General features: G+C 39.2%; 22 protein-coding genes. 12 read left to right on the top strand and 10 right to left on the bottom strand.

Going from position 1 to position 20278, the window contains the following annotated elements; all coding sequences use genetic code 11:
- Nucleotides 1-64: 64 nt before the first annotated feature.
- Together F991_RS06140 and F991_RS06135 are read right to left on the bottom strand one after the other, a co-directional pair.
- Nucleotides 65-514, bottom strand: coding sequence for a hypothetical protein (locus F991_RS06140; protein ID WP_004669889.1), 450 nt, complete (start codon nucleotides 512-514; stop codon nucleotides 65-67).
- Nucleotides 515-696: 182 nt separating this feature from the next.
- Nucleotides 697-1239 (bottom strand): GNAT family N-acetyltransferase, encoded by a 543-nt coding sequence (locus tag F991_RS06135; protein WP_171063419.1) that lies wholly within the window; start codon nucleotides 1237-1239, stop codon nucleotides 697-699.
- A 107-nt stretch (nucleotides 1240-1346) separates the two neighbouring features.
- Here F991_RS06135 and F991_RS06130 point away from each other — a divergent pair, with 107 nt between their 5' ends.
- The 9 genes from F991_RS06130 (at nucleotide 1347) to F991_RS06090 (ending at nucleotide 11833) form a co-directional block, all read left to right on the top strand.
- Nucleotides 1347-1844, top strand: a complete 498-nt coding sequence (locus F991_RS06130; protein WP_004669887.1) for a hypothetical protein — start codon at nucleotides 1347-1349, stop codon at nucleotides 1842-1844.
- A gap of 91 nt (nucleotides 1845-1935) precedes the next feature.
- On the top strand, nucleotides 1936-3993 hold the full coding sequence (metG, locus tag F991_RS06125; protein ID WP_004669886.1) for a methionine--tRNA ligase: 2058 nt from the start codon (nucleotides 1936-1938) through the stop codon (nucleotides 3991-3993).
- Between the two features lie 181 nt (nucleotides 3994-4174).
- Nucleotides 4175-5107 carry an IS5-like element IS17 family transposase gene (locus F991_RS06120; RefSeq protein WP_017396695.1) on the top strand — a complete coding sequence of 311 codons (933 nt, stop codon included), beginning with the start codon at nucleotides 4175-4177 and terminating at the stop codon, nucleotides 5105-5107.
- A gap of 39 nt (nucleotides 5108-5146) precedes the next feature.
- Nucleotides 5147-6268, top strand: a complete 1122-nt coding sequence (locus F991_RS06115) for a DUF3644 domain-containing protein (protein WP_212749348.1) — start codon at nucleotides 5147-5149, stop codon at nucleotides 6266-6268.
- Between the two features lie 119 nt (nucleotides 6269-6387).
- Nucleotides 6388-7359, top strand: a complete 972-nt coding sequence (locus F991_RS06110) for an MBL fold metallo-hydrolase (protein ID WP_004669883.1) — start codon at nucleotides 6388-6390, stop codon at nucleotides 7357-7359.
- 129 nt (nucleotides 7360-7488) lie between these two features.
- Nucleotides 7489-8037: a TetR/AcrR family transcriptional regulator gene (locus tag F991_RS06105; RefSeq protein ID WP_004669882.1), complete on the top strand. Its 549-nt coding sequence runs from the start codon at nucleotides 7489-7491 to the stop codon at nucleotides 8035-8037.
- Nucleotides 8038-8050: 13 nt separating this feature from the next.
- A complete protein-coding gene (locus F991_RS06100) occupies nucleotides 8051-9706 on the top strand; it encodes an MFS transporter (RefSeq protein WP_004669881.1) in 1656 nt (551 codons plus the stop codon).
- 21 nt (nucleotides 9707-9727) lie between these two features.
- A complete protein-coding gene (locus tag F991_RS06095) occupies nucleotides 9728-10891 on the top strand; it encodes an HlyD family secretion protein (RefSeq protein WP_004669880.1) in 1164 nt (387 codons plus the stop codon).
- A gap of 66 nt (nucleotides 10892-10957) precedes the next feature.
- On the top strand, nucleotides 10958-11833 hold the full coding sequence (locus F991_RS06090) for a 1-aminocyclopropane-1-carboxylate deaminase/D-cysteine desulfhydrase (RefSeq protein ID WP_004669879.1): 876 nt from the start codon (nucleotides 10958-10960) through the stop codon (nucleotides 11831-11833).
- A gap of 29 nt (nucleotides 11834-11862) precedes the next feature.
- Here F991_RS06090 and F991_RS06085 read toward each other — a convergent pair whose 3' ends face one another.
- Nucleotides 11863-12228, bottom strand: coding sequence for a DUF4870 family protein (locus F991_RS06085; protein WP_004669878.1), 366 nt, complete (start codon nucleotides 12226-12228; stop codon nucleotides 11863-11865).
- A gap of 137 nt (nucleotides 12229-12365) precedes the next feature.
- On the opposite strand from F991_RS06085, the gene F991_RS06080 reads away from it, so the two are divergent.
- Nucleotides 12366-13562 (top strand): BaiN/RdsA family NAD(P)/FAD-dependent oxidoreductase, encoded by a 1197-nt coding sequence (locus tag F991_RS06080; RefSeq protein WP_004669877.1) that lies wholly within the window; start codon nucleotides 12366-12368, stop codon nucleotides 13560-13562.
- Between the two features lie 33 nt (nucleotides 13563-13595).
- Here F991_RS06080 and F991_RS17650 read toward each other — a convergent pair whose 3' ends face one another.
- The 3 genes from F991_RS17650 to F991_RS06070 form a co-directional block, all read right to left on the bottom strand.
- Nucleotides 13596-13772, bottom strand: a complete 177-nt coding sequence (locus tag F991_RS17650; RefSeq protein ID WP_004669876.1) for a hypothetical protein — start codon at nucleotides 13770-13772, stop codon at nucleotides 13596-13598.
- Between the two features lie 95 nt (nucleotides 13773-13867).
- Nucleotides 13868-15430, bottom strand: a complete 1563-nt coding sequence (locus F991_RS06075) for a mechanosensitive ion channel (RefSeq protein WP_004669875.1) — start codon at nucleotides 15428-15430, stop codon at nucleotides 13868-13870.
- A 237-nt stretch (nucleotides 15431-15667) separates the two neighbouring features.
- Entirely contained in the window at nucleotides 15668-15868 is a 201-nt protein-coding gene (locus F991_RS06070) for a hypothetical protein (RefSeq protein ID WP_004669874.1), read from the bottom strand.
- Nucleotides 15869-16076: 208 nt separating this feature from the next.
- On the opposite strand from F991_RS06070, the gene F991_RS06065 reads away from it, so the two are divergent.
- Entirely contained in the window at nucleotides 16077-16499 is a 423-nt protein-coding gene (locus F991_RS06065; protein WP_004669873.1) for a hypothetical protein, read from the top strand.
- Nucleotides 16500-16578: 79 nt separating this feature from the next.
- On the opposite strand, the gene F991_RS06060 is transcribed toward F991_RS06065, so the two are convergent.
- A complete protein-coding gene (locus F991_RS06060; protein WP_004669872.1) occupies nucleotides 16579-17340 on the bottom strand; it encodes a ferredoxin--NADP reductase in 762 nt (253 codons plus the stop codon).
- 112 nt (nucleotides 17341-17452) lie between these two features.
- Here F991_RS06060 and gigC point away from each other — a divergent pair, with 112 nt between their 5' ends.
- Nucleotides 17453-18337: a LysR family transcriptional regulator GigC gene (gigC, locus tag F991_RS06055; RefSeq protein ID WP_004669871.1), complete on the top strand. Its 885-nt coding sequence runs from the start codon at nucleotides 17453-17455 to the stop codon at nucleotides 18335-18337.
- A 10-nt stretch (nucleotides 18338-18347) separates the two neighbouring features.
- Here the strand turns inward: gigC and F991_RS06050 are convergent, their stop codons facing one another.
- The 3 genes from F991_RS06050 to upp form a co-directional block, all read right to left on the bottom strand.
- A complete protein-coding gene (locus F991_RS06050; RefSeq protein ID WP_004669870.1) occupies nucleotides 18348-19055 on the bottom strand; it encodes a cold shock domain-containing protein in 708 nt (235 codons plus the stop codon).
- A gap of 116 nt (nucleotides 19056-19171) precedes the next feature.
- Nucleotides 19172-19462 (bottom strand): cold shock domain-containing protein, encoded by a 291-nt coding sequence (locus F991_RS06045; protein ID WP_004669869.1) that lies wholly within the window; start codon nucleotides 19460-19462, stop codon nucleotides 19172-19174.
- Nucleotides 19463-19581: 119 nt separating this feature from the next.
- On the bottom strand, nucleotides 19582-20217 hold the full coding sequence (gene upp / locus F991_RS06040; RefSeq protein WP_004669868.1) for a uracil phosphoribosyltransferase: 636 nt from the start codon (nucleotides 20215-20217) through the stop codon (nucleotides 19582-19584).
- Between the last annotated feature and the right edge of the window lie 61 nt (nucleotides 20218-20278).

Raw genomic sequence — 20278 nt, 5'->3', positions numbered from 1 at the left:
TTATTTTTTACAGCATATTTCTTCATAAGATATGAGCATCAGTTATTTAAATTTAATCAACCAACTAGCCTTTGAATTTATTTATAGTATCCGTTGCTGCTTTCTTTAAATCATCCAATTTGCTACTTGCCTGAGCTTTGAGATCATCAAATTTTGCAGCAGCTTCGTCTTTCAATTCAGCCGCTTTTACTTTTGCATCATCTAACTTATGACTTGCTTCTTCTTTTAAGTGGTCAAATTTATCTTGAACGCTATGTTGGGTATCTTCAAGTTTAGCTTTAATTTCATCCACTTTATTAGAAAAAGCCTCTTTGCTTTCGCTACTTTGCTCAGACGCATCTTTTTTAAGATCATCCAATGCTTTTTCACCTTTCAGTTTTAGCTCCTCTGCTGAGTGCTTTAAATCATCAACTGCTTTTTCGCCTTGTAACTGCGCTTCTTTTGCTTTGTGTTTTAAATCATTACCTAAGTCGGCTGCTTGAGTTTTTAACTCATCAATTTTTTCATTTGTCATCGTAATTCCTCACTTATAGGTAAATATAAATTGTTTGGAGCAAACTTAGTTATACCGCGTTTATGTTGATTTTTTAGTGATTGCAGCAAATTGAAACAAAGGATATACAGGAATATTCAAATCATTTCTGATTGATAACCTTATGAATTTTTGGATATAAAAAGCATATCAATGAATAACGTTTAATTTACTTCAAGAAATTCATTTTTAGAGATCTCATATAAGACATGCCAGCTTAAAGGATGATCTGATTCCAAAGCTGGATGTTGAAATTCTGTGATCTTTCTCATTTTCAACTTTTTCATCACCACTTGCGATTTTTCATTTCCTAGTGTGGTAAATGACACAACTTTGTCTAATTTCAACTGATCAAAAGCGAATGTGAGAGCCGCTTGAGCTGCTTCTGGTGCATATCCCTGCCCCCAATACGCTTGATCGAGTCGCCATCCGATTTCCACACACGGCGAAAAAGAAAACTGGGTAGGTTGGTCATGTAAACCAGTAAAACCAATAAATTGCTGGTTGTGCTTTAACTCAACTGCCCAAAAGCCCCAACCTTGAGTCTCGATAATCGACTTCATTCTATCGATCAAGGCATCACTTTCTGCTCGCGTCAGCAGTTTTGGAAAATATTCCATAACTTGTGGATTGGTGCTCATTGCGGCAAAGGATACATAGTCCTCTGCTCGCCACTGTCTTAAACGTAGTCGAGCTGTTTCGATCATTTTTAGACCCATTAAATTTCAATTAAAAACTATTCACAATATAAAAAAATAGATCAGATATACTTTTGCACTATCGAAATCTTAACCTTATTTATAAAGCTTTAAATATGAATGAAAACGAACTTTTAGAAATTCAACATGAACTTCAAGCACAAGAAAAGCGCTTAAGGTACATTCTTTCAAGTAAAAGAAGAATCCAAAGCATGATTGATTCTTTTGAGCGTGATTTGGCAGAACAATTACTTCCTGTCATTCATAATGAAAGCAATGATTATGCTGGAATTGCAACAAGCTTAGCACTTTCGATTTGTTGGAAATTTTCAAAAGTAGAATTTCCAACAACCGTGCATTGGTGTAGCGAGATGAGCATCAGCGATTTAGAGATAAAAGATGAGTATTCGGTTGCGATTAAAGCTCAAGCTTGGTTAGGTACTTTAGGTAGTGATGAACTTTGGCAAACACCTTTATTTGCTGAAATCACGGTTGATCCAAAGACCAATAGCTTAAAAAGCTATCACATTCATTTCCTGTCTAAAGGCAAAATCATTTCGTTGAGAAAAAATTCTAAGCACAGTGTAACCGTTAAACAAATGCAGAGTATGTGATCTCTAAAGAATTCACCGATTCCCTTGTGCAAGTCGGTGTTAAGTCATGTAAAATCATCCACCTTGAAATACGAATGAGAGAACAATATCCGTGCGTAAAATTTTAGTCACCAATGCCCTTCCTTATGCCAATGGTCCTATCCATATGGGTCACTTACTCGGTTATATCCAAGCAGATATTTGGGTTCGTGCGATGCGTGCAATGGGTCATGACGTGACTTACGTATGTGCGGATGATGCTCATGGGACAGCGATCATGCTGCGTGCCGAAGCAAATGGCATTAGCCCAGAAGCACAGATTGCCAACGTTCAAAAAGAACATATCCGTGACTTTGATGGCTTTGGCGTACATTTCGATCACTATGATTCAACCAATAGTGACGAAAACAAAGCACGTTCAGAAGAAATTTATATTAAAAACCGTGAAGCAGGCAATATTGCGATTCGTCCTGTAAATCAGCTATTTGATCCAGAAAAAGGCATGTTCCTCTCGGATCGTTTCATTAAAGGTACATGCCCTAAATGTAAATCTGAAGATCAATATGGCGATGCCTGTGAAGTCTGTGGTACAACCTATAACGCAACTGAACTTCTTGATCCTCGCTCAACCTTGAGCGGTGCAACACCAGTTGAAAAATCATCAGATCACTACTTCTTTAAACTGCCAAATTTCTCAGAATATTTACAGAAATGGACCCGTGACCAAGGTCGTTTACCTGTTTCGATTGCCAACAAACTAGATGAATGGTTTGAAGCAGGTTTATCTGATTGGGATATTTCTCGCGATGCGCCTTATTTCGGTTTTGAAATTCCTGATGCACCTAACAAATATTTCTATGTTTGGGTGGATGCACCGATTGGCTATATGTCGAGTTTTGAAAACTACATCAAAACCAAACGACCTGATTTAAGTTTTGATGATTTCTGGAAAAAAGATTCAGAAAATGAAGTCTATCACTTCATTGGTAAAGACATCGTTTACTTCCATGCACTGTTCTGGCCTGCAATGCTTGAAGGCGCAAACTACCGTACGCCATCTGGTTTATTCGTCAATGGCTTCTTGACTGTGAATGGTCAGAAGATGTCGAAATCTCGCGGTACATTCATCAAAGCTGAAACTTATTTACAGCATTTAAATCCTGAATATTTACGCTATTACTTTGCTTCTAAGCTTTCAGACAAAGTTGAAGATTCTGATTTGAACTTAGATGACTTCGTTCAAAAAGTGAATTCGGATCTTGTTGGTAAAGTGGTGAATATTGCGAGCCGTTGTGCGAAATTCATTAATACTAATTTCAACAACACCCTTTCAAATACCTGTGCTGAGCCGGAGTTAGTGCAAAGCTTTATTGATGCGGGCGATTCAATTGCTCAAGCCTATGAAGCTCGTGAATTCTCTGCGGCTATTCGCGAAATCATGGCGCTTGCGGACAAAGCAAATCAATATATTGATGAGAAAAAACCGTGGGCACTTGCCAAGCAAGAAGGTCAAGAACAACAAGTTCATGATGTGTGCTCAGTGGGTATCAACCTTTTCCGTCAGCTTGCAGTTTACTTATCCCCTGTATTACCAACACTTGCTGCACAAGTTCAGGCTTTCTTAAAACTTGAAAGTTTTAATTTTGAATCACGTAAGCAAATCTTAGTTTCACATGAGATCGCTCAATTCCAACCGTTAATGCAACGTGTCGACCCGAAAGCAGTTGCTGCAATGGTTGATTCTTCTAAAGATTCTTTAGTCGCTACGGCAGAAGCGCCAAAAGTGGAAAAGAAAAAAGAGAAGAAAGCTGAGAAGAAGCCTGAACCAAAAGTGGGTGAAGCTGAAATTATTGGTATTGAAGATTTTATGAAAGTTGACCTGCGTGTAGCTGAAGTTTTAGAAGCTTCAACTGTCGATGGTTCTGACAAACTACTTCAATTGACTTTGGATGTTGGCGAAGCTGAACCACGTAATGTGTTTAGTGGTATTCGTGAGTTTTATCAGCCTGAAGACTTAAAAGGCAAATTGGTGGTGATGGTGGCAAACCTTGCTCCACGTAAGATGCGTTTTGGTATTTCTAACGGTATGGTGCTTGCCGCAGGTAATGGCGAAGGTGTTTGGGTGATTTCACCTGAATCTGGCGCTAAAGCTGGTGATAAAGTGTCTTAAGGTTTTAAAATCTTAGATAAAAAAAGCCTCTACGTTGTAGGGGCTTTTTTGATTCACTAATAATTTTTATTAACAAAAAAAGAATTTTAATGATATTTTCTTATTTTAATCACTTTAACTATTAAACGGCTTTGTTGCACAAACCTATCTGTAAAGGCTTTTTCAGCGATATAATTTTCAAATGAAGAAGCCTACACAGAAAATCTACCGCACAACCAATTGGCCCGCATATAACCGAGCACTCATGAGTCGCGGAAATATTGCCATTTGGTTTGATCCTGCTACGCAATGGTATGCTCCATCAAAAGGCAAACAAGGGCGAAATCAAACCTACTCCGACGCAGCTATCCAATGCTGCTTAATGATTAAATCTCTATTCCGTTTGTCTTTACGTATGGTCACTGGCTTTGTGCAAAGTCTGATTAAACTTTGCGGATTAAATTGGACAGCACCAGATTACAGTACGCTTTGTAGAAGACAAAAGCATATTGATATTGCAATCAGCTACCAAAAAAGTAGCGATGGGCTGCATCTACTCGTAGACTCTACAGGCATGAAGTTTCTAGGTGAGGGCGAATGGAAACGCAAGAAACATGGAGCTGAATATCGTCGCCAATGGCGTAAACTACATATTGGTATAGATGCCAAAACCCTACAAATACGCGCTATTCAGCTCACAACCAATAATGTCAGTGATTCACAGGTGCTTGGTGATTTACTTAATCAGATTCCACAAGATGAGCAGATTGACTCTGTTTATACCGATGGAGCTTATGACACCAAGCAATGCCGTCAGGTCATTGCAGATCGGCAAGCGCATGCGGTGATTCCACCTAGAAAAAATGCGAACCCATGGAAAGATACAAAGAGTAGCTCGCTAGAACGAAATGAATTACTTCGAACAGTTAAACGTTTAGGCAGGACACTATGGAAAAAATGGTCAGGCTATCATCGGCGAAGTTTGGTAGAAACCAAGATGCATTGCATTAAATTATTGGGCGATAAACTGAGTGCAAGGAGCTTTCAAAGCCAAGTGAATGAGATCCATGCACGTGTAGCAGTCCTTAACAGATTTACGGAATTAGGTCGACCACTTACCCAAGTTACGCCTTAAATTTGGCTCAATTAGGGGCGCTTTGCATTTCAAATCTTTGTGCAACAAAGCCCTATTAAACTAATGAAGACTCCGTTACTAAGAAAAGGAAAAACAAAATCATTGTTAGAAAGCTCAATTGATTGTGCTTTATTAGCTGTTGAAATTTACAATAAACCAAGAGCACCTTTTCGAGTAGAAACATTCATCACTCACATGGTGATGGCTTGGACTAGATTATTTCAATCTCACTTTAACCTAACAATTGGTGAAACTTATTTTTATAAAGAGAGAAATGGACGTTACAAACTTGTTGATGGTGATAAAAAAGCATGGGAACTAAAAACTTGCATAAAAGAATACGGAAACTTGTCAGATCCTGTAAAAACAAACCTAGAGTTTTTCATAAAATTAAGAAACAAGATTGAACATAGAACAATAGATAAAGATGAAATTGGATTAACAATTTTTGGAGAATGCCAAGCATTATTATACAATTATGAAAATGAACTAATTAAACTTTTTGGAGAAGATTACGCGATCAATGAAAGCCTAGCATATTCCTTACAGTTCTCTAGGCTAAGAACATCTCAACAAAAGAAAGCTAGTAAACAGTTACTTTCTACAGAGTATAAAGACCTAATTGAATTTGTAAAAAAATATCGTGAGCATCTCCGTGAGGATATTTATAATTCGCAAGAATATAGTATTAAATTAATACAAATCCCTAAAATATCTAATAGTAATAAGAATGACTTAGCTGTTGAATTTGTTAATTGGAGTTCATTATCTAATGATGACAAAGATAAATTTGATAAATTAACTGCAATTATCAAAGATAAAGTTATTAAGATTGAAGCTGTAAATATTGGCAAGTTAAAACCCACGAAAGTTTTAAGTGAGGTTAACTCTCGAACAACAATTAAAATTACTCATGCAGATCATAAACAACTTCTATGTATTTTCAAAATTAGACCTTATCCTGATTTTAGTCCAGATAGTGACCCATTTGAAACCAATCCCAGATATTGCCTATATGATGAAGCACATCAGGATTACTTATATCAAGATGAATGGATTGTTTTTCTAGTAAAACTCATTCAAGAAAATAAATTATCACGAGAAAACTGGAAAAATCACTTTAAACAGAAGAAAATATTAAACATTAGTAACTACGAGTAAGTAATTTATTTCTTGTATATTATAATTTGGGTTTACAATTAATATTTAAATAAAGATGTAAGGCTTCTCATTACATGCTAAAAAACAGACAATTCAACTAATTTTGAGAAATTTTACCAATGAATAAAATCCTCTTATCAGCTTTGATCAGTACAAGTTTCCTTAGTCTTACAACATTTGCCGCTACCCCGCCCCAAACTTCAATCCAAGCACAAAAACAAGTCTCAGGTTTTTACCAACACCAAGTTGGTGATGTACAAATCACTGCCTTGCTCGATGGCACTAACTTTATGTCGCCAAGCTTATTTAAAGATATATCGCCACAACAAGTCCAAGAAATCTTAAAAAAATACTATGCTGATCAAGACAAAGGCGTGCAAACCTCAATCAATGCTTTCCTCGTCAATACAGGCAAATCATTGGTTTTAGTGGATAGTGGTGCTGAAAGTTGCTTCGGTGCGCATCTTGGTTCTATTTTGAAAAACCTAGTTGCTTCAGGATATAAACCTGAACAGGTCGATACGATTTTACTCACTCATTTACACCCAGATCATGTCTGTGGAATCAGCCAAAAAGGCACAGCTAATTTCCCCAATGCCACAGTTTATGTATCTGAGGATGAAGCTAAATATTGGTTAGATCCAAAACAAGCGGCAAAACTACCAAAAGACAAACAAGCCAACTACTTAAGCACAGTCGAAATGATCAAGGAAGCTATTGCACCCTATCAAGCGAAACAACGCTTTAAAACATTTAAGCTCGGTGATGAAGTTCAAGGCTTTAAAGTCATCAACACGGCAGGACATACCCCGGGACACTATAGTTATGAGCTAAAAACTAAAGATCAAAGTGTCGTGTTTATTGGTGATATTGTTCATTCTCATACTGTGCAATTTGATAAACCTCAAACTGCAATTGAATACGATATTGATCCGAAAAAAGCCGTTCAGACCCGTCTAAAACAATTTGCCAATTTTGCCAAGAATGGACAAACCATTGCAGCACCACACTTACCATTTCCGGGTATTGGGCATATTTATTCGGCAGATGGTAAAAGCTATCAATGGATTCCAACCCATTTTAAAGATTGATAACAATAAGCGTGTGTTGTAGATCGATGCACGCTTTTACTGAACTAAAACAAAAATCAAAATCACTTAAATTTACTTCGGACAAAAATGTCCGTTAAATATCATGTAAATATTCTTAGATTATAAGTCATGTTAAATCGCCAACAACAGGCAGCCCATAACCGTGATGAGCTACTCAATGCAGCAGAGGAAATTTTCCGAACACAAGGCATACATGCACCGTTACAAGCGATTATTGATCATGCAGGTGTTGGACGTGCAACGTTTTATCGTAATTTTGCTGATCGCAAAGCATTAATCATTGCGCTACTCGAACAAGCCATCATTCGTTTAGAACAAAGAGCGCAAGCTTTACTTGAATTTGATGATGGTTTCATTCGCTTGATTGAAGGTCATATTGAACAGCTCCCTCATCTGATTGTACTGATTGATTACTGGCGTATCATTGATCGCCAAGACCCAATCATGCTAAACATTTATGCACGGCGTGATAAAGCATTACAACCACTCATTGATCGAGCCATACAACATCATTTATGCCGCCCAGATCTAACAACACAAGATTTTGCCATGATTGCTGCGATTTTAGGGTCTTCATTTCAAGGTCATAACGCATCAGATCAGGTTCGTTTGGCTAAACGAGCAATAGAATTATTATTAAACGGTATTAAAGTTTAGTCTGAGGCATAAAATGGATAAAACACCTCGCTATCTTGAAACTCCCCCTGATTGGTCTGCTGATGAGCGCCCAACACTACCCGGCTCGCCTGCCGCAATCGCACATGCCACACCAAAACGCTTTGCTTATTTTATTATTGGGTTATTTATCTGTATCGCTGCGAGCTTAAGTAATGGATTTATTATCGCTAATTTACCAATTTTCCAAGGTGAATATGCTTTAACACCCTCACAAGCAGCATGGTTACCTGCCGCTTATGTAATGGCAAATGTCAGCTCAAATTTGATCTTATTCAAAGCGCGACAACAATATGGACTGCGTTTATTTTCAGAAATTGGATTATTGGTTTTTATTGGTGTCCTGATCTTACACATCTTTGTAAAAACCTATGAAATGGCGCTTTTTGTTCGGTTTATTGCAGGTTTAGCCGCAGCACCGTTAAGTTCGCTGGGGATGTACTACACCATGCAAGCCTTTGGTAAGGCTGATATGGCAAAAGGGATTTATCTCGCTTTCGGCTTTCAGCAACTCGGCTTGCCTTTGGCATGGATTATTTCTCCATTTCTACTGAGTGCCAATCAATGGGATGTGATTTATACCTTTGAGCTCGGTTTGGCTATTTGTTGTTTTGCCATGGTCGTCGCACTCAAACTACCTCGTAGCTTGCGTTTAGAAGTTTTTGAAAAACAAGATTTTTTTACTTTTGCGCTGTTAGCCCCTGGTTTTGCTTGTTTATGTATCGTGTTAACACAAGGTCCGATTCTGTGGTGGTTCAATAGCCCGTGGTTGGCCTATACCTTGATCATTGGCTTTTGTTTGATTGTTTTGGGTCTAACCTATGAGCATTATCGTCGTAATCCACTGATTATGACGCGTTGGCTCGCAACGGGTGATTTACTCGGTTTTATCATTAGTGCTTTTGCTTTACGGCTACTTATGTCCGAACAAAGTTATGCTGCTGTTAATTTTCTAAAAACAATGGGCATGGGTCCTGACCAATTTGTTCCACTCTATGGCGTTATCTTATGTGGAACAATTGCGGGTTCTGTATTTAGCGCACTCACCTTTCATAAAGATCGTTTGATCTTAAATCTGTTCCTTGCAGAAATTCTGATTTTTATTGCATGCATACTCGACTATCACCTGACCAGTGATGTTCGCCCTGCGAATTTCTACCGAAGTCAGTTCTTGGTCAGTTTTGCGGGTGGTGTATTTATTGGTCCATTATTGTTGATGGGATTTTTACGCACTTTACAACGTGGTCCGCAGTACGTCGTGACCTTTATCGTACTATTCACCGCCACTCAAAACTTTGGTGGTCTGGTTGGTTCATCATTCTTCAACACTTATCAACAACGTCATACCTACGATTACAAGGTCGAAATCAATAGCAGTTTAGACCCCACAGACCCATTTGTTGCGCAACGCTTACAGAGCTATCAACACAGTGCCATGATCAATACCACTGATCCTGTATTACAAAATAAGCAAGCGATGCAAAACTTGAATCAAGTGGTAACGCGTGAAGCTCAGGTCCGTGCTTATAACGACGTCATTATACTCAATGGCATCTTTGCTGTTATTTTATTCGTATGGGGCTTATTTAAGTATATGCGTGACAAATACATCGCGCGAAAAAAGATAGAAACGGCCAATTCACCTACTTGAACATTTGATTGAGAAAAGATTATGTCCGAAGAACAAGATAAACCGAAAAATGAGCTACCCCAAAGTAGTGAGCCAAAACAGCCCGCTACACCAGTAGAAGCGCCAGATGCTGTGGCACAAATGCCGCCGCCTCCGCCACCTACGAGCAAACTCATCAAAACTAAAAGCTCAACACTATGGTGGATGTTAGTGGTCTTATTCGTGGGGATTATTATCATTTTATGGGCATGGCGAATTGGTCCTTTTCACACCGCGATTGAACAAACCGACAATAGCTATGTCAAAGGCAAAACCACGATTTTGTCCTCACAAATCAATGGCTATATCAAAGATGTACTGGTCAAAGATTTTGATCAGGTGAAACAAGGTCAAGTGCTGATGCATATTGATGCGACAACCTATGATCAGAAAGTCACACAAGCCGTTTCAGAGGTCGAGCAAGCACAAAATAGCCTCGCCAATCAAACTCAAGCCATCGCCCAACGCCAAGCCGATGTTGTCGCAGCTCAGGCAAAATTGGAGCAAGTCAAAGCACAATATGATTTATCTATTGCACAATTGAGACGTTATCAACAACTGGGCAATAGTGGTGCTGCTTCCAAATCAGAACAAGACAAAGCGGCGGCTGATGCACAAAACAATCTTGCACTGCTGAAGCAAGCTGAAGCTAATATTTTAGTGGCTCAAGAAGCATTAAAAACAGCTCAAGTTGCGCAGATGGGCTTAAAAGCACAAGTAAATAGTGCACAAGCTCAGCTTGACCAAGCCAATACGACGAAGGATTACAGTACCATCGAAGCACCATTGGATGGTCAGTTAGGCGAAGTGAATCCTCGTGTGGGTCAATACGTCGCAGCAGGCAGTCAATTGCTTTATTTAATTCCAAAGCAAACGTGGGTGATTGCAAATTTTAAAGAAACGCAGATCGCCAATATGAAAATTGGACAAAAAGCCACTTTCACTGTCGATGCGATGAATCATCAAAAGTTTACAGGGCATGTTGAGCAAATCTCACCTGCCGCAGGTTCAGAGTTCAGTGTATTGAAAGCAGATAATGCGACGGGTAATTTTACCAAAGTGGTGCAACGCATTGCCGTACGTATCGCTATTGATCCGAATCAAAAAGGCATAGAGAACTTGCGTCCAGGTATGTCAGTGGTGACTTCTGTGGATACCGACTCTTAAAGCAACACTGACATTCTCAATCAAATCCATTTACAATGTGATCAAATTAATTGTTAGCTCAATGAAATGTTTGATCACATTGCTTTTCCCATTCCTTATCAAACATTAGCACTGCCCTATCCTGTTCAGCTGACCATCAAGCGGCTAGACCAAATTCATCCTCGAATTTCAGGCAATAAATTTTTTAAACTCAAATACAATTTTTTGGCTGCTCAACAACAAGGCTTAAAACAAGTGCTCACTTTTGGTGGAGCATACTCAAATCATATTGCTGCGACCGCTTATGCAGCACAACATTTTGGTTTTGATAGTATTGGCATCATTCGAGGTGAAGAATTAGCCTCACAACGCTTAAATCCAACATTAGAAACAGCGCATGACTTTGGTATGAAGTTACATTTCGTCAGTCGTGCTGAATATCGTTTGCGCCATGAAGCTGAATACTTAGAACAGTTACAGCAACAATATCCCCAAGCTTTGATTATTCCTGAAGGTGGAACCAATGTCCTCGCCATTCAAGGTACACAGGAAATTCTATCTGCCGATGACTTAGAAAATTATGATCTGATTTGCTGTGCAGTGGGGACAGGAGGAACGATTGCAGGCCTCATCGAAAGCAGTGCTGATCATCAGCACATCCTAGGCTTTTCTGCGTTAAAAGGGGATTTTTTGAAACAAGACATTCAGAAATGGACGAATAAAAATAATTGGTCACTCACCGATGCTTATTGTTGTGGCGGCTACGCCAAAACCACACCTGAGCTACTACAATTTATGCAGCAATTTGAAGAACAATATGCGATTCCCTTAGAGCAAGTTTACACGGCTAAAATGATGTTGGGTGTACTTGATTTAATTCAACAAAATCAATTCCCTGCACATACTCGAATTTTGGTGATTCATACAGGTGGTTTACAAGGTAAATTAAAAGCTATCATCTGATAGCTTTTGTCATCGCTTTCACATTGTCATTAAAACCAACCATCGCCAATTGGCTTGTTATCATTGAATACAATCAATCCTTTCACAATACGATAAATAAACCAAATCGTCGCTGCCAATAGAATTGGAATGCCAATCAGGATAAAAGACAACACGAATCCAATCACACCTGCAATCAAAGTGACCCAAAAGGTTTTTATTTGCCATTCAAAATGACTAGCAAGCCATGTCCCTTGTACTTCATCACGTTTGATATAATTCATAATGATTGCAGCAATACAGGTTAAGCCAACAATGATGCTCACAGCATATAATACATAAATAATGAGTGTATATTGTTTCAATTGATCTTGGTTTTCTGGCTGATTATGACCTAAAATTGTTTTATCATTCATTATATTGCCCTCTTATTTAAAGTTATGTTTATAACATACCTTGCAATAAAAACATTTTTTCTAGTCAAGCACTCTACATATTAAAATTTGTTTAAATCTTTTATAATCGGCCGCTTTTCGTCTACCGAGTAATACTCATGGTTCATCAAGTTGATGTAGTTGTTTTAGGTGCAGGTGCATCGGGCTTGATGTTGGCTGCTGAGGCTGCAAAACGTGGACGATCGGTTGTGGTACTCGAAAAAGCCAATAAAGTCGGTAAAAAGATTTTAATGTCAGGTGGTGGTAAATGTAACTTCACCAACCTAGATGTTGAACCTAAAAACTTTCTTTCTGAAAACCCACACTTCGTTATTTCTGCCCTATCACGCTACACCAATTGGGATTTCATCGGTTTGGTTTGTGAGTATGGCATCGAATATGAAGAGCGCAAACATGGACAACTTTTCACCACAAAAGGTGCAAAAGAGATTTTGGAAATGTTACTTGCAGAATGTGCTAAAACCAAACAAGTCGACATTGAAACGCATTGTGAGGTTCAAAGTGTGAAGGCACAAAAAGAATCTGGCTTTCTTATCGACACCAATCAAGGTACCTTTCAATGTGAATCCTTAGTTGTTGCGACAGGTGGATTATCCATTCCAACCTTAGGCGGTTCAGGTTTTGGTTATGAACTTGCACAACAATTCGGTCATCACGTCTTCCCAACTCGCGCAGGGTTAGTTCCATTTACTTTTTCAGACCAATTTAAAGAAGTCACCACGCGCTTAAGTGGTAATGCCTTGGATGTAAGTTTGAGCAATGAACGTCATCAATTTACTGAAGCATTGCTGTTTACGCATCGCGGTTTAAGTGGGCCAAGCTCATTACAGCTTTCAAATTACTGGCATATCGGTGAACGTTTCAACATTGATTTTTTCCCAAGCCAAGATTTCAATCAATTCTTTAAAGAAAAGAAAAAAACACAGCCTAAAGTTTTACTACGTACCCTACTTAATGAATTCACCGCAAAAAGTATCGTACTTGAATTACAACAATTGATTTGGGCTGAGCAAAGCGAGACGGCGATTGGCAATATCAGTGATCTACAACTTGAGCAAATCGCAGCACAATTGCATGCATTTTCAGTCAAGCCTTCTGGAACTGAAGGTTATCGCACAGCCGAAGTCACCCTCGGTGGTGTAGATACAAGCGAAGTCTCATCGAAAACCATGGAAAGTAAAAAACAGAAGGGCTTATATTTTATTGGTGAGGTGCTTGATGTAACGGGACACTTGGGAGGATATAACTTCCAATGGGCATGGTCATCAGCACAAGCTGCCGCCCAATTTGTTTAAACCACGACATCAATCGAGAGCTGGCTCAGAACTTCAACGATGCTCGGAAGTCTTTTCTGCTTCTGAAGAAGATGCCTTGCGTGCGTTTGAGCTTGATTGTTCTTTTTCAGCATTTGATTTCGCAAAGACAAATTTATAAGCACTCGCCAAAAAACCTACAGTGATCCCTGCAATAATAATCGGCGCGAATACTCGATTTGGCTTCTTCATTTCATTCTCCTATAAATTTTTTTATTCATATATAAGTAAAACGACCACTCGCTAAGAGTGGTCGAATTGGCAAAAAAAATCAAAGATTATTTTTTCTATTCATCCGAATGTGGTGGAGATGGCGGTGTCGGTTGAACAGTATTAGGTGAAACAGTCTCATTTTTATGCAAAGGATTTGGTTGTTTCGCATCCGCTTTTGCTTTATCGAGCAAATCACCAAGTAAACGTTCAGCGGGTTGACGACCACCCAATCCGAATGCCAGTGCAAATGCAACAGCGACCGAACCAAGCGTTAAACCGAATGCCAAATTCACAATCGAGTCTGCAATGCCCATTGCTTTTAAGCCCATTGCAATGACTAAGCCCATAATCAAGATACGAACCAGCGTACCCAACCAGCGTGAACAATTATATTCACCACGCTGCACGACATTTGCAACGACATTTGCCAGCCAGAAACCGATCACCAAAATCACAGCACCAAGTAAGATACTTGCACCAAACTGGATGAACATGGCGATGAGTACACTCACCTGTTCCAATCCAAGTCGATTTGCAGCTTCTGATACCGCAAATAACATGGTAAAGAAGACGATCAAATAGCCAACCACATCAGAAACACGTGTTTGTCCAAGGAAACGCTGCACATCCAGCTTCATTGGAACTTCATCAACACCTGCCCCTGAAATGAGTTCAGCAACTAAACGTCCGACAAAACGAGAGACCACGTATGCAACAATTAAAATCAATATCGCCGCAATGATTTGTGGTATCGCCAACATAATGTCATTGAGCATTGCTGTTGCAGGTTGAGAAATTGCATCTACCCCTAATGCCTCAAATGCAATGATCAATGTCGTAATCATGATCACAGCAAAAACAAAAGAGCCTAAAAATTTACCAACACTTGAATTTTTAAATAATCCCACTTTTTCAGCTTGTGCTTGTAGACCCACACTACTGACCAAGCCTTCCACAATTCCACGAACGATTTTTGCAAGGATATAGCCTACAAAAATGATCACACCAGTAATAAACAGACTTGGTAAATAAGCAATTGCTTCGTTCACCATGTTCTGCACAGGAATCAATAAACCGGTTAAACCCAAGATAGATAAAACAATTGGTAAGAAAAGTAATAAAATTAACCAGTATATAATTTCACCAATATTACTACTGAGCGAACCGACACCGACCTCGCCACTTAGCTTTTCATCAAGCTCAGTTCGTGCAAGTACACGCGTGATGCCTGTTCGTACTAAACTGGCAATAAGCCAACCCAGTCCACCAACAACAATCGCAGCAATAAGATGCGGTATAAACAGTAAGACGCTGCCCACCATATTACTAAACGGATCGCTAATACTATTGATATTGAGCACGTTTAATGCCCCAACAACAGCAAGGATCATAATGAACCAAAATACAATTTTGGAAACAATACCCTCAATATTCGGTGTACTGCCTGTCGCAGATGACAATCTATTATTGGTATCAAGTTTTTGCAGTAATTTCTTTACACCTGCCGCAATGACCAATGCAATAATCCACCCGATTAGCAGGATCGCAATTGCAGCTAAAATCGGCTGAAATTGATCCCAATAATACATTGCATCGAATCCTCCACGTTGGGAAGGATCTCTAAAAAATTCATTCATGTTGTTATCCTTATGTCATGTCGTGTTTTTACATTTTGTACGATCCAATCATGATCACTTTATAAGCAAGCACATAGTGTATGGATGCTTTAACCTTAGTTTTTGTCTATTTCCCAATCAATGAACCGCATCACTAATACAACAAAAAGTATGTAATAGTTTGCAAAAAGCCCCTTGATTTATACCAAAGGGCGTTGGTTACTCAAATATTCATCGAATATGGTCTTAAATGATGCTCTACGCATTCAGTAGCAACGACTGCACATAAGGCATAATTACCTGTGCAGTTGGTTTGGCTGAATGATCAGCGAGCATAAACACAAGCAGCGCGATCAGAAAGATACCAACAATAATGAGCATATAGACAGGTAGTTTCCGTTTACGCGCTGTATCTTCCTTACTTTCTACATGTGGTTTTGGCTTACTAAAATCATGCATCGCAGCTAGCCCTCTTGTTATTACTTATTTGACTTTCATCTTAGCAGTACGCAATGTTGCATTGTGTGAAGAAACATCGGACTATCGTTGTCTTGTTTGCAGAACTCTACTTTTTATTGTTTGACGTTTTGTTTAAAATATATGCGATTTTAGAATGCGATAAAAATAAGCTATAATATTTCTCCTCGTTTCTTTAATATTCTGCTTTATGTCCTATAGCCAACAGCGCGTTTCTCTTGAATTAGACACTGATGTCACGCATCAATGCTTTTTGCACCATACACGCGACGAACATTTGATTGGAATTATTGAGTTCAATAAGCCAAGCTATATCCTAAAATGGGGGGATTTGGAATATTTTCGACGTCGAACAGAAGAACTTTCAGTGATGCCATTACCTGATTGTATCAATGCGATGATTGTTGATATTCGCAATGTACTGCCTTTCTTAGATAATGAAGTTCCAATTTTACCGTGGCGCTTATTGGAAGAGGATTGCCCTGTACGCTTGGTCGTCCCACAAGATCGTTTAGAGCATTATACGGGGATTTTTGAACCGACTTGGCTCTCTACAGATGTTGAGACCGCAATTCAAGAAATCCGTGAATTTATGGATATGTTTGTTCATTAACAATATATCCCTCTCTCGCTCACTGCTACATCGCCTTGCGGAGCTACAATCGCTCTTGCGCCGCTACAATCGCGGCTCATTACCAATAATTCTCTACCGCGATATTTCCCACACCACGCCGATTCATAATGAGACCACGCTGCTTTAATGCTTCTTTGGTGTCATCGACCATTTGTGGGTTGCCACATAACATCACATGACTGCTGGCAGGATTGAATGACAGTCCTACAGCCTTTTCTAAGTCACCATTTGCAATCAGTATTGGCAAACGATCATGTAAAGCTGCATTTGGATCGCGAGTGATAATCGGCACAAATTTAAACCCAGAATGTCCCTCACCAAACAGTTCCGCAATCTCCTGAATACGCTCGATATACGCCAACTCAGACTCAGTTCGGACACTGTAAACCAAGGTAATTTGCTGATATTTGTTCCACGTTTCAAAATCTTGCAACATAGAAAGAAATGGCGCTAAACCTGTTCCCGTAGCCAACAACCATAAATCTTGTGGCAATGGCTGTTGATAACGAGCCAGTGTTAGATACCCATAAGATATTTTTTCGAGATAAAGTTCATCACCGACTTTTAGATGCTGTAAGTTCGAGGTAAATGCCCCATCGGGTACCACAATCGAAAAGAACTCTAAGGTTTCATCATATGGCGAAGACACCACGGAATAGGCACGAATGACTAGCTCATCACCGACCATTAAACCAATCCGAGCAAACTGCCCTGCGGTAAATTTAAAGTGTGCTGGTCGAGTCATCGTGAAACTAAAAAGGTTGCTGGTCCAACGCTGTACCGATAAAACTTTTTCTACGCTAAATTTTTCAATTGACATGATTTGAACGTGGCACGAAACAGTGCGCTCATGGTAGCATGATCTGATTATTGATGAATACTCTAGGGTCTGTTAAATGTGACGAGACCCTCAACACGTTAAGGCTTTTAACATGCGCATGACATTACGCCAATTGGCAGTTTTCGTGGCGGTCGCTCAAGAGGGAACGGTAACCAAAGCCAGTGATGCTGTCCGACTCACACAAAGTGCGGCGAGCATGGCTTTAGCTGATTTAGAAGACGGTCTCGGCGCACCTTTATTTGATCGTTTAGGCAAACGATTACAACTTAATGATTTAGGAAGATTTTTACTTCCACAAGCTTTGGAAATATTAGGTCGCTGTGAATCCTTTGAACAAGCAGCGAAAGGCGAGTTACAAAGCATTGATTTACGCTTAGGCGCGACCCTGACCATCAGTGATTATTTAATGCCTGATCTCATGGCAGATTTTTTAAAGCATCACCCACAAGCTCATCTACAACTACAAGTGGGTAATACACGCCAAATGATTGAAGCTGTAAATCAGTTTCAGCTCGATCTAGCGTTAATTGAAGGTTCTTGTCATTTACCATCACTGCAATGCATTCATTGGCGTAATGATGAATTAGCCGTGTGTTGTTCACCTGATCATCCATTGGCCCAGTTAAATCGTCCAATCACGCAAGCAGATTTTCTTGATGTCGAATGGATTTTACGTGAAGAAGGCTCAGGCACACGCGAAGTGTTTGATAACGCCATCTTGCAAGACTTACCCGATGCCAATATTCGTTTAACCCTCGGTCACAACGAAGCGATTTTAAAAATCGTTGCGGGTGGTTTAGGGATGTCGTGTATCTCTAAGCTTGCAATTGAACCACTACTAGAAAAAGGTCAATTGGTTATTTTAGACACGCCATATTGGCAATTGACACGTCCACTCTACATGCTGGTACATCGTCAAAAATATCAAGGCCCTGGCTTAAAAGCTTTTTTACAGTTCTGCGAAAATCAAACTTAATCTAATCTTGTTATCGTCCAAATTGCCGTTCACATGGAATGCCATCACCATCTCCATCCATTTCGGTATTTGGACAATTCCTTAAAAAGAAGACAGCTTCTTCATAAGATCGCATTTGAGAACAATGTCTACGTCCATCACAGCTAAACTCGCTGCTCACTGTGTTTTTTTGTGCCGATTGATGATTTTGAGTTAGATCATTCTTATTACCCAAGGACATTAGTGCATTCTGCGATTTTTCTGTGAACTTTACTTCTGGTAAATCCCCTATCGCTTTTCGCTGTTCCTCAATAATTCTCTTTTGCTCCTCAATAAGCTGAGCTGTTTTTATTTTTTGCGATTGTTGATAGGACTGATATTTTTTAAAGACTAACCCCGTTAATATCGCGATCACTATCAATCCCACTATCATCAGAGTTATCCCATTCTTATTTGATTGAGAATGAGCTCGAGGCACTAACTTCTGAGCTGGCTCATTTTGAACAGTTGAATTACTTAACGCTGCAGTCTTTAAATCTAAGCGAACGATATTTACAGCTTTAAACTTTCCCTTATCCTCAACAATGAGAAACTTGAGCCTCTCTCCAAGTTTTGGCTCTCCAGTAGCTTGGGGGAAATCAGTAACGTGGAAGAAAATATCCGATTGATTTCCGTCTACTTCAATAAAACCAAAACCACGTTCGGCCTTATATTTTTTAATTTTTCCCTCAAGAAACATCATTAACACTCTATTTTTATAGTGGCTATATTCTAATAAAAAATGAGGCTAAAAAGCCTCTTTTATCGGTATATTCAAAACGAAGTCTGAACCGATCAGCACAAAAAACTAAATCATTAGCGTCGAAAATTTGACAACAAATCTGTTGTGATCGATTCATTATGCGCCAGTATTTTAGTTTTTCTAGTTTTGGCAGGGTTTGGATCAACGCGCTCAATTTTTGTGGCTTTATATTTTCCATCATTTTCAATTACCACAAATTTCACTTTTTCATTTCTTTTCGGCTCACCGTCTGTTGGATATTCTGAAATATGAAAAAACACATCTCCTTCAGCCGTTGCAATAAAGCCAAACCCTTTGTCTGGATTGTATTGTTTAATTTTTCCTTGATAGAACTCTTGCTTCATTAACTTCACCCTATTCTTTAAACGCTATTAGTCACAGTATATATAAAAAAAGAGACTGTTGATCCGCCCACAAAATTTTTACGGGTGAATGCAGCCTCTTTTTATCTGTATTTCAAAAATTAATCTTTTTGAACACTACCAAAAATCTTGTCACCTGCATCGCCCAAACCAGGAACGATATAGCCTTCTGCATTTAATCCTTGGTCAATCGAAGCCGTATACATACGCACATCGGGATGCGCCGCTTCAACTTTTGCAACACCCTCAGGTGCAGCCACTAAGACCATGACACGAATATCTTTACAGCCACTTGCTTTTAAGACATCAATTGCAGCAATCAAAGAATTTCCTGTTGCAAGCATTGGATCAATGATCATGGCTAAACGATTGGCGACATCTGGCACTAACTTTTTATAATAGGTACGAACTTCTAACGTTTCATCGTCACGCTCTAAACCCAATACACTCACTTTTGCGCTTGGGATCAGATTAAGTACGCCTTCCAGCATCCCAATACCTGCACGTAAAATCGGAACAATGGTAATTTTCTTACCTGCAATACGTTGTGTTGAGACTGTTCCTGCCCACCCATCAATATCATGATCAACCACAGGTAAATCTTTGGTTGCTTCATAAGTCAATAACATCGTGACTTCTTGCGCCAATTCGCGAAAGTTCTTGGTACTAATGTCTGAACGACGCAATAAACCAAGTTTATGGCGAATAAGTGGATGACGAATTTCTTGAATGGACACAAGCAAATACCTAATTCATATTAATCTCTGACTATTATAAAGTGTTTTTTTACTCTTCAAT

This window comes from Acinetobacter sp. CIP-A165 (assembly GCF_000367985.1).
In the GTDB taxonomy this organism is placed as follows: Bacteria; Pseudomonadota; Gammaproteobacteria; order Pseudomonadales; family Moraxellaceae; genus Acinetobacter.
Note: the sequence above shows the minus strand (reverse complement) of the source record. Positions and strands in the feature narration are given on the sequence as shown.

Excerpts from the sequence above, each read along its gene's own strand:
- F991_RS06045 (WP_004669869.1), bottom strand. The coding sequence starts at position 19,462 with ATGAAGCAAGAGTTCTATCAAGGAAAAATTAAACAATACAATCCAGAC.
- F991_RS06080 (WP_004669877.1), top strand. The coding sequence starts at position 12,366 with ATGGTTCATCAAGTTGATGTAGTTGTTTTAGGTGCAGGTGCATCGGGC.
- gigC (WP_004669871.1), top strand. The coding sequence starts at position 17,453 with ATGCGCATGACATTACGCCAATTGGCAGTTTTCGTGGCGGTCGCTCAA.
- F991_RS06050 (WP_004669870.1), bottom strand. The coding sequence starts at position 19,055 with ATGTTTCTTGAGGGAAAAATTAAAAAATATAAGGCCGAACGTGGTTTT.
- F991_RS06075 (WP_004669875.1), bottom strand. The coding sequence starts at position 15,430 with ATGAATGAATTTTTTAGAGATCCTTCCCAACGTGGAGGATTCGATGCA.
- F991_RS06070 (WP_004669874.1), bottom strand. The coding sequence starts at position 15,868 with ATGCATGATTTTAGTAAGCCAAAACCACATGTAGAAAGTAAGGAAGAT.
- F991_RS06065 (WP_004669873.1), top strand. The coding sequence starts at position 16,077 with ATGTCCTATAGCCAACAGCGCGTTTCTCTTGAATTAGACACTGATGTC.
- F991_RS06120 (WP_017396695.1), top strand. The coding sequence starts at position 4,175 with ATGAAGAAGCCTACACAGAAAATCTACCGCACAACCAATTGGCCCGCA.
- F991_RS06135 (WP_171063419.1), bottom strand. The coding sequence starts at position 1,239 with ATGATCGAAACAGCTCGACTACGTTTAAGACAGTGGCGAGCAGAGGAC.
- F991_RS06095 (WP_004669880.1), top strand. The coding sequence starts at position 9,728 with ATGTCCGAAGAACAAGATAAACCGAAAAATGAGCTACCCCAAAGTAGT.
- F991_RS06130 (WP_004669887.1), top strand. The coding sequence starts at position 1,347 with ATGAATGAAAACGAACTTTTAGAAATTCAACATGAACTTCAAGCACAA.
- F991_RS06085 (WP_004669878.1), bottom strand. The coding sequence starts at position 12,228 with ATGAATGATAAAACAATTTTAGGTCATAATCAGCCAGAAAACCAAGAT.
- F991_RS06140 (WP_004669889.1), bottom strand. The coding sequence starts at position 514 with ATGACAAATGAAAAAATTGATGAGTTAAAAACTCAAGCAGCCGACTTA.
- F991_RS17650 (WP_004669876.1), bottom strand. The coding sequence starts at position 13,772 with ATGAAGAAGCCAAATCGAGTATTCGCGCCGATTATTATTGCAGGGATC.
- F991_RS06105 (WP_004669882.1), top strand. The coding sequence starts at position 7,489 with ATGTTAAATCGCCAACAACAGGCAGCCCATAACCGTGATGAGCTACTC.
- F991_RS06100 (WP_004669881.1), top strand. The coding sequence starts at position 8,051 with ATGGATAAAACACCTCGCTATCTTGAAACTCCCCCTGATTGGTCTGCT.
- F991_RS06090 (WP_004669879.1), top strand. The coding sequence starts at position 10,958 with ATGTTTGATCACATTGCTTTTCCCATTCCTTATCAAACATTAGCACTG.
- F991_RS06110 (WP_004669883.1), top strand. The coding sequence starts at position 6,388 with ATGAATAAAATCCTCTTATCAGCTTTGATCAGTACAAGTTTCCTTAGT.
- F991_RS06060 (WP_004669872.1), bottom strand. The coding sequence starts at position 17,340 with ATGTCAATTGAAAAATTTAGCGTAGAAAAAGTTTTATCGGTACAGCGT.